Source organism: Pseudomonas cerasi (assembly GCF_027983475.1).
Classification (GTDB): Bacteria; Pseudomonadota; Gammaproteobacteria; order Pseudomonadales; family Pseudomonadaceae; genus Aquipseudomonas; species Aquipseudomonas cerasi.
Genome location: NZ_JAQJVM010000001.1, coordinates 634,594 through 646,955, shown reverse-complemented (window position 1 = coordinate 646,955; position 12,362 = coordinate 634,594). Strand labels below are relative to the sequence as shown.

Genomic DNA, 12,362 nt, shown 5'->3' with positions numbered 1-12,362 from the left:
AAAGCATTGAACCTGTGTCGCGCGCGGGCAGTCAGTTTCTCTGAATCGAGCAACTGCTTCCAATTTGCCAAATCCGACCTACTACCTCATGGAGAGCCATCATGCGCGACACCCCGATCATCGAACGCATCGACACACCTGAACTGCTTCAACGCAACCCCGAGCAGAATGTACAGGGCTGGGAGCGCATCGGCTCACTGGCTGGCGGCGTACTGCTGATGGGTAAAGGCGTCCGTCGTGGCGGCTTTCTGGGCCTGATTCAACTGGCCATCGGCGGCGCGGCACTGGCTCGCGGTATCAGTGGTCACTGCTCGGCGAAAAGCCTGATGGAAAAAGGCCGCAGCGATCTGCAAAGCGCACGCTCGACCATCGAACGTGCAGGCGCAGAACTGAACACCCTCAAGGACGACGCTGAAAATGCCGTGAAGACGGCGGCTGTCAAAGGCGTGGAAGCGTTGACCGAGCCAAAGCCGGTCATTTAAGCATTCAACCTGCGCGAAAAATCAGGTAATCCTCCCAGTCGTCTTCGGCCACATTGTTCTCGCTGAGCATGCGGCCTGACTGGGAGATGCGTTCGTGATGCACGGCCGTGCGATCACCACACACCAGATGGTGCCAGAGCGGCAAATCCTTGCCCTCGCTGACCAGACGATAGCCGCAGGTCGGCGGCAGCCACTTGAACTCATCTGCCTGACCAGGCGTCAGCTGAATGCAATCAGGGACCGAGGCACGACGGTTTGCGTAGTCGGAGCACTGGCAGGTTTTCAGATCGAGCAGCTTGCAGGCAATTCGCGTGTAATAAACCGCGTTGTCTTCCTCGTCCTCAAGCTTCTGCAGGCAGCACAGGCCACAGCCATCGCACAACGACTCCCACTCCTGGGTATCGAGCTGGTCAAGGGTCTTGCGAATCCAGAAGGGTTCAACTTTAGCGGCCATGGTTCGGACAACGGTATCGATAATGAAAAGGCCGCCAGTCTAGAGGTACACGGGGTGCGGGCCAAGCACTTGCGACTGCCGGTAGCCGGGACTTGTCAGCGACGGGGCAAAACAGTAGCGTTAACGGGTTTTCAGTGCGTTCAAGCGATGCCTGCCGACCACGGCCCATCAAGCCACGCTCGTTTTCAACCTTCGCTATCAAGGACTTTCATGAGCACGAACCCTCGCATCGCCGATCACCCTATCGACCCGCAATTCACCGAGCGCTGGTCGCCACGTGCCTTCAGTGGCGAAAGCATCGACCAGGAAACCCTGCTGAGCTTTTTCGAAGCCGCACGCTGGGCACCCTCGGCGTATAACTCGCAGCCCTGGCGCTTTCTCTATGCACGTCGCGATACGCCAAACTGGGAGCGTTATCTGGGCCTGCTGAACGAGTTCAACCGCAGCTGGGCGCAACACGCGGCGGCCTTGGTGATCGTCATTTCCAAGACCACCTTCGTCGCCCCCGGCGCAAGCGAAGAGAGCCCGGCGCTATGGCACACCTTCGACACGGGTTCCGCATGGGGTTACCTGGCACTGCAGGCCAGCCTGAGCGGCTGGCACACCCACGGCATGGCCGGTTTCGATCAGGATCTGACCCGCAAGGAACTGAATATTCCCGAGGGCTACGCTGTGCACGCGGCCATCGCGATCGGCAAGCTGGGTGACAAGTCGACCCTGCCGGACTACCTGCAAGGCCGCGAAGTGCCAAGCCCGCGCAAGCCGCTGGCAGAACTGGCCGCCGAAGGTGATTTTTCGCTGTAACTGACTGGTTGCAGTAATCGATGCCTGCGAGCCGGCGCCTGAAACGTCGGCTCGTTGGCAAGGGCGTCAGTAACCTCGCAAAAAATCGACCTCGCCGCGCAGCGCCTCTCCTGCCTGGAAAGCTTGCAGGTTATGGACGAAAAGCTCGGTCATGGCCACGGGCGAGGTAGGCGCCGAGCTGTGACCGGTCAACAGCAGACCGTAGGCAGTCCAGAACGGATGCCGCTGCGGCAAAGGCTCCTGACGGCAGACGTCAATCACCGCGCCAGCCAGATGCCCTTCCTTCAACGCCTCGACCAGATCCGCATCGACAACCGCCACGCCGCGCCCGACGTTGATGAACAGCGCCGTGGGCTTGAAGCTGGCGAACAGCTTGGCATCGTACAGGTCGTGCGTCTCGGGCGTGTTGGGCAGCAGGTTGATGACGTAATCCATCTCGCCGAGCAGACGCGTCATGTCTGACAACGCCGTCACTTCGATGAACGGTTCCTGTGCGCGCGCACTGGAAGCCACACCGTACACCTGCACACCGAACGGCAAGAGGAACTCGGCAACCCGCTGACCGATATCACCGGCACCGACGATCAATGCCTTGCGGCCCGACAGACTCTGCCCGGTCCGGTTGTCCCACTTGCGTTCGACCTGGCTCATCAGGCGCGCCAGCACCTCGCGCTCATGGCCAAGCATGTAGGTCAAAACGAATTCGGCCATGACCTGACCGAAAATCCCGACTGCACGGGTCAGGCGATATTCCCGCGACAGGCTGTCAGCCAGCAGCGGTGTGATGCCCGCCCAGGTGGATTGCAGCCACTGCGGCTTGTGCCCCTGCCGCAACAGGTTGGCCATCAGGTCCGGCTGTCCCAGCCAGACCGGGCAGTCGCTGGCCATGCGCGACAGCTCGGCAGAATCGCCAGTGCTGAAAACTTCCAGATCAGGCGCAGCCTTGCGCAACAATTGGGTGTAAACGTGGTAATCGTGCTCGGCAATCAGAACGCGCATGTTTCAAAAACCTTAAAAACAGGACAGGCAACCCACGTCGATGTGGGCTGCTTTACAACGTAGGCAACGATTACATGGGATCGTTGCGGCGCAGCAGCTCTTCGGGCAGGTGCTCGATGTAATCGTCTTCAGCCGGCGGCATCTGCAAGTGATAGCCCTGGCTGTCAAGGTTCTCAAGCACCACATTGATATCTTCACGCGACAGCGCCCGCTCGGGGCTCAGCACCAGATCGAATGCATGAACCGGCTTGCCGAACGCCACCATCAGCTCTGGAGGCACACGCTTGAGAACGTCGCTCTTCAGGACGTAAAGGTACATCTCGTTTCTTTTCGGGCTGCGATAAATCGAGCAGATGCGCTTCAAGACGGTTCTCCGGGGGTGGCCAGGCTGTCCAGCAGCGCCTGACCCATCAACTCGCGACGCCAGCCACGCAGCGAGTCGGGTAATTGGTAAGGACCGTCGGGGTAGCCGCTCTTGAGCAGGGCTTCGAGGGTCTTCTTGCGCAGCATCAGTTCCGGGGCCATGTCCAGTTGCTCGGCATACTGCTGACCGATTGCACGCAGACGCTTGATCGACCCGGCGGCATCGATGGGCAATGGCTCGGGCAACGCAGGTGGCCACTCTTCTGGAGGCAGCACGCTCGCGGTCTTGATCAGCTCGAGCAGAAACTCGCCGTCATGGCGGACCGTACGCGGGTGCATGTCTTCGATCCGCGCCAGCGCGCCGAGGTTGTCCGGCTGGGTCTTGGCCAATGGCCAGAGCGAGTGTTCGCGCACGATACGGTTGCGCGGCAGGTTGCGGGCACGCGCCTCGCGCTCACGCCAGGCACACAGCTCGCGCAGCACCGCCAGCTGGGCACGGGACAACTTCCAGGCCAGCTTGGCGTCGCGATACACCTCGTACGGGTCCACCTCACGGCGCAGGTTGGCGACCAGTTCAGCGCCGTCGTCCAGCAGCCAGGCGTATTTGTCGTCGGACAAGCGCGGGCGCAGGATGGTGAACAGCTCGGCCAGGTGCACGGCATCTTCGGCCGCGTAGCTGATCTGCGTTTCCGACAGCGGACGCTGCAGCCAGTCGGAGCGGGTTTCGCCCTTGGGCAGGTCGATGTCGAGGACCTCCTGCACCAGACGCGAGTAGCCCATGGAAAAACCGAGGTTCAGGTAGGCAGCTGCCAATTGGGTATCGAACAGCGGAACCGGCAGGCTGCCGGTCAGGCGCAGCAATACCTCGAGGTCTTCGCTGCACGCATGCACCACTTTGATGACGTCGGGGTTTTCGAGCAACGCAGACAGCGGCCGCCAGTCGTTGATCAGCAATGGATCAATCAGCCAGGCGCTCTGCCCGTCGCCGATCTGCAGCAGCGCAGCGATCGGATAAAAAGTGTCGACCCGCATGAACTCGGTGTCGAGCGCCACGAAAGGCAGTGACTGCCATTGTGCGCAATGCCGGGCGAGGCTGTCGTCGTCGCGAATCCAGTGAATATCGATGGCCACACGGCTCTCCCTTCAACAATGGCGCGCAGTATATATCGTCATGGGAGATTATCGCGCGTCTGTCGTCCGGGTCTGGCGCATCTTCATGCAAATGAAGGACAGGAGGAGCTATTGCCTCACAGACACGCTGCCAATGATCGCCCCCACGGCTTGAGAGGACGATCAATACCCGGCACGCCGCGCATGTCGTTACTTGTCGGTGGTCGCCAACTCGCTGCGGCATGCGGCAAACATATCGAGACTGGGGTCATAGACCTTGGTATCGACTTTCAGCAGACCGAGCATGGAATGGAAAAGATTGTCCTGGCTCAACGGTGCATTGCGCTGTTTGGCCAGACACTCCGGCGTAACGGCAAAGGACTTCTGATAGGTATCGGACAACCAGACCATCATCGGCACATGCTTTTGCTGATCAGGCGCCAGCACATAAGGCGTGCCATGCAGGAACAGATTATATTCGCCCAGAGATTCGCCATGATCCGACAGGTACACCATGGCGGTATCGACCTTGTTTTGATTGGTGCGCAGAAGATCAATCAGCGTGGACAATACATGGTCGGTGTACAGCAACGTATTGTCGTACCCATTGACGATGCTGTCCCGGCTGCAATTGTTCAGCGCATTGCTTTCACACACCGGGGTAAACGTTTCAAAGTCTTTCGGGTAACGTTTGTAGTATTCAGGACCGTGGCTGCCCATCTGATGCAGAACAAGCACCGTGTCCTTGTCGAGGCCGTCGATAAAGGCCTGCAGGTTTTGCAAGAGTATCTCGTCCCGGCATTCATGGTTGTTGCACAACAGCGGGTCCTTGAGATTGCTCACGTCCTGGAAGGTCACTCGATCACAGGTGCCCTTGCAGCCCGCTTGATTGTCACGCCATATCACGTCTATACCCGCGCGCTTCAGTACGTCCAGCAAGCCTTCCTGATTACGCGCCTGGGTAGCGTTGTAGTTCTTGCGTCCCATATTGGAAAACATGCAAGGCACCGATACTGCGGTTTCGGTACCGCAGGAATACACATCGGTAAACGCCACCAGTCCGCTTTCCTTGTTCAGGTTGGGCGTGGTGTTACGACCGTAGCCAAGGATTCCGAAGTTCTCGGCCCGGGCACTTTCGCCGACCACCAGCACGGTCAATGATTTGCGGGCGTGCGTGGCCCAGTCCGCAGAACGCTTGGCGTCCTCGCCGATCTTGACGAAGGGACGCCTGGCGGAGATCACCTGCTCACTCAGGTAGCCCAGCGACGCACCAATGTAATTGCTTGGCACTACCATCAGGCGCAATTCATGGTGGTTGCGGAACAACGACGACAAGCCCTGGTAATTGGCCAGTGCAATGGCGCCGATTGCCACGCAGCACGCCACCGTCACCAACAGTTTGCTGAACAATTCGAGGTGCCAGCGACGGTAGCTGATCGGCAGTTTCCAGAGTATCAGCGAAGGCACTATGCCCAGCAGAAGGATATACAAAGCCAGTTTTAAAGACAGCAGCCCCTGCACTTCCGTGACGTTGGTTTCGGCGAAGTTTCGAAACATGCCCGCGTCGATCATGACCCCGTATTCGGTCATGAAATAAACCACCCCCGCGCTGATCATAAACAGACTGATCAACACCGGTTTAAGCACACGACGAAATGCCAACAGCGTCAACACGATATTGAACACGCAGAAAATCATCAAGCCAAACGCAAAGCGCATGGCCAACCCTTTGCTATCGGCGCTGGTAATCGAGAAAAGATGCTGCCAAAGATTGATATTGAAACCCAGTAACAGAAACGCACTGGCAAGTAGGGTTACAACCTCTGGACGAACAGTTCTGGGTGTCGGCATCGTGGTCTGCTTATCGAATTAATATGCATCGGGCATTCAGGAGCCAGTGAACACTCCGATGGCGCGCACTGTAGGCAGCGCATCATCAATTTTATGTGAAAAAGGTGAGAGGATTGGGTTGAATGAAGCTTATTTCACTGTAAAGAAACTCATTGCAGCGTTACTGCATTTGCAGAGCAGCGTGTCTCCGCAAGCAAGCTTGCGGAGACGTCATCCTCGCAGATACGCCCGATCAGACCGAGCGGCGGCGATAGGCCCGGTAGCCCGGCAACCAGAAATTACGCTCGATGGCCTCAAGCAGCGCCTCTTCGGTGGTTTCCAGCGCCAGCCCTTCGGCTTGCGCTTCCTTGGCCACAGCCAGGGCGATCTTGCGGCTGACCTGCTGGATTTCCTTGAGCGGCGGCAACACCGCATCGCCCTTCCCTGTCACCATCGGCGAGCACTCGGCCAGCGCATTGGACGCCGCCATGAGCATCCGGTCGGTGATGCGCGATGCCTTGCAGGCCACCACGCCGAGGCCGATGCCCGGAAAGATGTAGGAGTTGTTGCACTGCGCGATGTGTACCGTGCGGCCGTTGATCTCCACTGGCGCAAACGGACTGCCGGTGGCCACCAGCGCATTACCGTCGGTCCAGCGCAGGATTTCTTCCGGAGTGGCTTCTACCTTGGAAGTCGGATTGGACAGCGGCATTACCAAGGGTTTGGCGCAATGCTTGTGTAATTCGCGAATCACCTGCTCGGTGAACAGACCCCGTTGCCCGGACACACCGATCATTACGGTGGCCCCGGCGTGGGTGACCACGTCGAGCAACTGCGGGAAGGCTTCGGAGCCGGCAGTCCAGCCAGATACGTCGGCAGTCTTTTGCGCCAGTCGCTTCTGGAAGTCGAGCAGGTTATCCATGCCTTCGGTCAACAGGCCGAAACGATCGACCATGAAGATACGTTTGCGCGCCTCGCTTTCGCTCAGGCCTTCGATGCGCATCGCTGCGATGATGTGCTCGGCGATCCCGCAGCCTGCCGAACCGGCACCGACAAACACCACCTTCTGCTGGCCGAGGGTTTCATTCTTGGCCTTGCAGGCCGCCAGCAACGTACCCACGGCAACCGACGCGGTGCCCTGGATGTCATCGTTGAAGCAGCACAACTCGTCCCGATACTTTTCGAGCAGCGGCATGGCGTTGGACTGGGCGAAATCTTCGAACTGCAACAGCACGTCCGGCCAGCGACGCTGCACCGCGTCGATGAACAGCGCGATGAAGTCTTCGTATTCCTTGCCCGATACCCGCTCGTGACGCCAGCCCATGTACATCGGGTCGTCCAGCAGCTCACGGTTGTTGGTGCCGACATCCAGCACGATCGGCAGCGTGTACGCCGGGCTGATCCCGCCACAAGCGGTGTACAGCGACAGTTTGCCGATCGGAATGCCCATGCCGCCGATGCCTTGATCACCCAGACCGAGAATTCGCTCGCTGTCGGTCACGACGATGATTTTGATCCGGTCCTTGGTCGCGCTGCGCAAAATATCATCGATGCGGTCGCGCTCAGGGTAGGAAATGAACAGGCCGCGATGCGTGCGGTAGATCTTGGAAAACTCCTGACAGGCCTGCCCCACCGTCGGCGTGTAGATGATCGGCAGCATCTCGTCCAGGTGGGAGTCGAGCAGACGGAAAAACAGGGTTTCGTTGTTGTCCTGGATCGAGCGCAGGTAGATATGCTTGTCCAGGTCGCTCGCACACTGTTTGTACTGGCTGTAGACCCGGGTGACTTGCTCTTCGATCGTCTCCACGTTCTGCGGCAGGAGCCCGATCAGATTGAATTCGACCCGCTCTTGCGGGGTAAAGGCACTGCCTTTGTTCAGCAGGGGCATTTCCAGCAGTGAAGGTCCTGCGTAGGAAATGTACAAAGGTCGCGAAGTTTTGGTCATTTTCTCTAATCGCCTTTTTCGTCTACTCATTAATTCTTTACGTCGACCGGGGCGGGCAGCCTGGCTCAGTTCTTGTTGTTTTTTCTTGTCGCCAGCTCTCTATCAGGCCATGCCGAAAACCATTCGGCAGATAAGGTCAGGGCGAACATATTACTCGCCTGACAGCGGCTTGCGACATTTTGTCGCGCAAAGAGTGGCTAAGTGACGCTACTGCAGGTGCAGCATTCCGTGATCAACCAGTGCATTCTGCACGCTGGAAGCCATCATGGTCTCGGGTTGAAAAAGCCCCGACGGACGTCGAGGCTCCATGGGGTCAGGCTGCGTCAGGCTTTTCGGCGATAAGCCCGATGGTGAACCCATCGACGGCCGAGATTCGGCCCCGCCACAGCACACCGGCATCACAAATCGGGTTGCCGTCAGTGGAATAGGTGCGGCAGTCCTTCAAGTGAATGAAATGGAAGGCCGGGGTGTCTTCAGATGACTCACCGGGCTTGAAGGACAGGATCATCTCTTTCATGGTCGCGTCAGTGCCGTTGGCGAACGAGCTGAACGGTGCCGAGATATCGTCGGCCAACTGCTCGAAATACGCATCGTGAGAAATCAGATGCCCGGAAACCAGATTTCCACCCACCGACAGCGTCACGCCCATCTCAACCTTGGTGTTGGCAACAAACTTGACCAGCCATTGCAGCAACCAGTCGATCTGCTTGCCCTGCCATTTGAACTGGGCAATCACGTCATCGTGGCTCTGGCTGGGAGAAGGTTGCGACTTTTGTACCTGATCTACGTCTGACATCTGAAAGCTCCTCGCCTCACAAAACGTTGAACCCAAGGTATAGATCAGAAAGGGCGAAAGCGAAACCGGGAGGCAGGATTAGTTTGCGAATAGCCGAATGGGACGAGTGAGACCAGGCGATTTCGCAGGTGGATGGTGACAGTGTTTCTACCCTGCACGGGATGCCAGTGGTTCAATTAAGTGCTGCAGACCGACTATTCGTGATTTTTTTCACCATGACTGATCCAAAAGGTCTGAGATCAGCCTGAAGGTCATCTATAGAATCAAATGATCGATTTCCGAAACGGAGTAAAACGATGACTCAGAACAATCAATCGCTCGGCCTGGAGAACCATACGGCGTTCAGCGGTACATTCCAGCGTGATCAGTTGACCATCGGGTTCATCTCGCCCGCGCGAGGCTATCCTGACAGCCCTTTTCCCAGCCTGGAGGACCAGGCCGAGATCGTGCAGCGCCTTGATCAGAGCGATGCTGCGGCGCTGTGGCTGCGCGATGTGCCGTTTTACGATCCGTCATTTGGTGATACCGGCCAGGTCCTTGATCCGATGGTGTACGCGGGCTGGCTGGCAGCGCTTACGAGCAGAATCGCCATCGGCACCGCAGGCATCGTCAGCCCGTTGCGGGAGCCGGTTATCACCGCCAAGCAGATTGCGACGGCGGACCAACTCCTCGGAGGCCGCTTTCTCGCGGGCATGGCTTCGGGTGACCGGGCAACAGAATATCCGGCTTTCGGAGTCGACTTTGCCAGCCGGGCTGAACGCTATCGGGAAGCGGTAACGCTGATCAAAACGCTGCTTTCAGAGTCGTTTCCGCGGCTGAAGACACAGCATTTCGGCCAGTTGCGGGGCGACATCGATCTGGTACCCAAACCCGCTGCTCAACCGGTCCCTGTCATCGCCATCGGTCGTGCTGGACAGAGCCTGGAGTGGCTTGCGGCCAATGTCGATGCCTGGATCTGGCATGGCGATGCGCTGCGCATGCCGGAGGCTGTACCGCATTGGCGTGAGGCAACCGCTTCCAGGGGATTCATCCCTTTCGGCTACGGCGCGATGTTCGACCTCGACGCCAATCCTGACGCGCCGCTACAAACGGGGCGGATGCTACGGGGTGGTCGAAAGGCGCTGAAGGACTTCTTCTCCCGGCAACGCGAAGCCGGGATCAATCATGTCGCATTGAACCTCAAGCCGACGCGGCGTCCCTCTCTGGAGGTAATCGATGAACTTCAGGAGCACATTCTCCCCGAGTTTTCCATCACCTCCCAACATGCCCGGCAGGCGTGAGGTTGGCTCCCAGGCAGGCACTTAACGCGCTGACTTTTGGCAGCGCCTCGCGACTTCGCAGCCAGACAAAACTCATCGGCAGGCCTTCGGTAGCAAGATCCAGTAGCACCGCCACCAGCCTGCCGCTATTCAGATGCCGCTGGCCAATCAATACGCGCCTTGCCCTGTGGCTCGGTCTGGGTTGAAGTCAGCGCAATCTCGACTTCCTGCAGATCTGAAACGACCGTCGTGCAGGTACGGTAGAAGGTTTCCCCCGCCTCGGTGAGCGACAACCGACGCGTGGTGCACTGAAACAACCGGGTGCGCACACGCCCTTCCAATCACGCTACTGGTGAGGCACAGCGTTCGAGCGGTGGCTCGGCTGGTCTCACGGTAAAAGTAGCCTTTCAGGATAGAAGTGAGGGGCTGGGCTGAGGATCATCAAATCCCGGAAACCAAAAAGCCCCGCATTGCGGGGCTTTTTGGATAAATAATGGCGGAGAGATAGGGACTCTCATATCAGCGCCCTCGCGCCCTTTATCCCCCGTGGCTATTGCCTTTCACACCCAATAGTGGGCAAAGTGAGTGGGCAAACCACAGGAAAAAATTGATGACCACCCACCTATTCCAGAAACCGAATGAAAGCACTTGGTATGTTCGCATGACGGTTCCCGTCGAGGTGCGAAGTGCATTCGGCGGCTTGACCAAGTTGGTTAAAACAACGGGCACAAGCAACAAGTCCGAAGCCATGGATAGACGCCTGCCGATCCTCGCACTATGGAAGCAGCAGGTTCAGGAAGCGAAAGATGCGAAAGCAGCAGGCCGTGACCTATGGCGACCTGCTCTTGCAGAAGGAGGAATGCGGCTGGAGCAAATGCTCGACGAGAGTCTGCTCAAGGCAGTCAAGCATCCTTCGCATCCAAACACAGGTATATTCAGAGAGATTGCAGGTGACGCAGTAAGGCCCGGTCGAGAGCAGGATTTATTGCTGGGCATGTTGCGAATGGTGGAGAAACAGGGAGCGATTGGGTTCACCGACCGCCTACGTACTGCTTTTGCCATGGACCCAGCGTTGCCAGTGGAGCGAGTTAAGCAGGAAGCGGCGATTATGGAGGATGCCGTGTTACAACTGGCGGAGCGCAGCCACGGACTGTCACCGTCTGAGGTCATCGAAGCCCGCGACATCCTGCGCACCCCGTCGGCTTACAAACCGGTATCGCCGATAACACCCTCTCGTCTTTCAGCGTTCCGGGTGTCCCGAGAGAAGTCAGGCATTGCGGCCAAGACAATCGACCAGCAAGAAAGCAAGCTGAAAAATCTCTCAAAGTACCTTGGTGATCAGGGCAAGCCGCTGGATGCTGACCTTGTGGCGGCATGGCTTGAGTCGCTGTCACTGTCGAGCAAGACCAAGGCTCAATACCTGTTGGCGGGCTCAACCTTCTGGGTGTGGGCTATGAAGCATGACAGCCGATGGAGGGAGGACTTCGCCGGGAAAGACAATCCGTTCCGAGGTCAGTTTCTACCCAAGGTCCGAGGTAAGGCCAAGGTCGAGTCAGCACGTAAAGCGTTCACGGCTGAGCAAATCGAAAGCCTGTTTGCAGTAGCATCGGCTGCTGGAAATCAAACGCTATGTGACTTGATCAAACTGGGCGCCCACACCGGTTGTCGCATCGAGGAACTTGCTCAGCTTCGGAAGGAATCGGTGGTAAAAGTTGAAGGTTTCCTGAGCTTCAAGATCGACGACAGCAAAACCGCCGCAGGCATTCGGGAGATGCCCATCCACCCTGCCCTGACGACTACCGTAGATCGTTTGATTGCAGACAGTACAGATGGATACCTGCTTCCAAGTTCAGCGGGCAACAAGTACGGGATTCGTTCCGACTCTTTGAGTAAAGCGTTTGGGCGGCTGAAGACCGCACAAGGATTCGGCAGACAGCACGTGTTCCATAGCGTACGGTCTATGGTTGTCACGCTACTACTACGTGCAGGCGTGCCAGGCCCAACTGTCGCAAACATCGTCGGACACGAAACGGGGTTGGTTACATTCGACGTTTACGACGAAGGGGCCAGCCCTAAGCAGAAGTTGGAAGCCATTCAGAAACTGCACTTCACGTTCGATTGATCACCCTGTCGAAGTTGCTGGACTGACAACTTTCGTCGTTTTCGGCGATGATACCCGGATATGTAACAGGGCTGGGTTTAGTGTGAGCAGACAAAAAATAAATAGCTTGTTATTTATGTCGAAATTGTGCTTGACATATTGACAAAATGCACTTTCCGTGAGATAATTTGTACAAAGATATAGAAACAAAACGCAAAA

At 57.6% G+C, this 12,362-nt stretch carries 11 protein-coding genes and 1 pseudogene; 4 read left to right on the top strand and 8 right to left on the bottom strand.

What is annotated here, in order from left to right; all coding sequences use genetic code 11:
- Positions 1 to 101: 101 nt before the first annotated feature.
- Positions 102 to 482: a YgaP family membrane protein gene (locus PI739_RS02990; RefSeq protein WP_003368282.1), complete on the top strand. Its 381-nt coding sequence runs from the start codon at positions 102 to 104 to the stop codon at positions 480 to 482.
- 4 nt (positions 483 to 486) lie between these two features.
- On the opposite strand, the gene PI739_RS02985 is transcribed toward PI739_RS02990, so the two are convergent.
- Positions 487 to 936: a YcgN family cysteine cluster protein gene (locus tag PI739_RS02985; RefSeq protein WP_003368281.1), complete on the bottom strand. Its 450-nt coding sequence runs from the start codon at positions 934 to 936 to the stop codon at positions 487 to 489.
- Between the two features lie 210 nt (positions 937 to 1,146).
- Between PI739_RS02985 and PI739_RS02980 the strand changes: the two genes are divergently transcribed.
- Entirely contained in the window at positions 1,147 to 1,740 is a 594-nt protein-coding gene (locus PI739_RS02980) for a nitroreductase family protein (RefSeq protein WP_003317403.1), read from the top strand.
- Between the two features lie 66 nt (positions 1,741 to 1,806).
- Here the strand turns inward: PI739_RS02980 and PI739_RS02975 are convergent, their stop codons facing one another.
- From PI739_RS02975 to gvpU, 6 genes are all read right to left on the bottom strand, one after another.
- On the bottom strand, positions 1,807 to 2,739 hold the full coding sequence (locus PI739_RS02975) for a D-2-hydroxyacid dehydrogenase (protein WP_054080784.1): 933 nt from the start codon (positions 2,737 to 2,739) through the stop codon (positions 1,807 to 1,809).
- Positions 2,740 to 2,809: 70 nt separating this feature from the next.
- On the bottom strand, positions 2,810 to 3,103 hold the full coding sequence (locus tag PI739_RS02970) for a YcgL domain-containing protein (protein WP_003317401.1): 294 nt from the start codon (positions 3,101 to 3,103) through the stop codon (positions 2,810 to 2,812).
- Complete coding sequence (gene rnd, locus PI739_RS02965; protein WP_010432132.1) at positions 3,100 to 4,233, bottom strand: ribonuclease D; 1,134 nt, start codon at positions 4,231 to 4,233, stop codon at positions 3,100 to 3,102. The genes PI739_RS02970 and rnd overlap by 4 nt, the downstream gene beginning before the upstream one ends.
- A gap of 189 nt (positions 4,234 to 4,422) precedes the next feature.
- Entirely contained in the window at positions 4,423 to 6,063 is a 1,641-nt protein-coding gene (locus PI739_RS02960; RefSeq protein WP_003430856.1) for a phosphoethanolamine transferase, read from the bottom strand.
- A 232-nt stretch (positions 6,064 to 6,295) separates the two neighbouring features.
- Complete coding sequence (locus PI739_RS02955) at positions 6,296 to 7,987, bottom strand: NAD-dependent malic enzyme (protein ID WP_003345569.1); 1,692 nt, start codon at positions 7,985 to 7,987, stop codon at positions 6,296 to 6,298.
- Positions 7,988 to 8,300: 313 nt separating this feature from the next.
- Positions 8,301 to 8,783 (bottom strand): gas vesicle accessory protein GvpU, encoded by a 483-nt coding sequence (gene gvpU / locus PI739_RS02950; protein ID WP_003409447.1) that lies wholly within the window; start codon positions 8,781 to 8,783, stop codon positions 8,301 to 8,303.
- 296 nt (positions 8,784 to 9,079) lie between these two features.
- Here gvpU and PI739_RS02945 point away from each other — a divergent pair, with 296 nt between their 5' ends.
- Positions 9,080 to 10,063 carry an LLM class oxidoreductase gene (locus PI739_RS02945; protein WP_054080783.1) on the top strand — a complete coding sequence of 328 codons (984 nt, stop codon included), beginning with the start codon at positions 9,080 to 9,082 and terminating at the stop codon, positions 10,061 to 10,063.
- A 134-nt stretch (positions 10,064 to 10,197) separates the two neighbouring features.
- Here PI739_RS02945 and PI739_RS25065 read toward each other — a convergent pair.
- A pseudogene (locus PI739_RS25065) lies at positions 10,198 to 10,383 on the bottom strand (LysR family transcriptional regulator); the annotation flags it as partial.
- A gap of 269 nt (positions 10,384 to 10,652) precedes the next feature.
- Here PI739_RS25065 and PI739_RS02940 point away from each other — a divergent pair.
- Positions 10,653 to 12,164: a tyrosine-type recombinase/integrase gene (locus PI739_RS02940; protein ID WP_271351474.1), complete on the top strand. Its 1,512-nt coding sequence runs from the start codon at positions 10,653 to 10,655 to the stop codon at positions 12,162 to 12,164.
- The last annotated feature ends 198 nt before the right edge of the window (positions 12,165 to 12,362 follow it).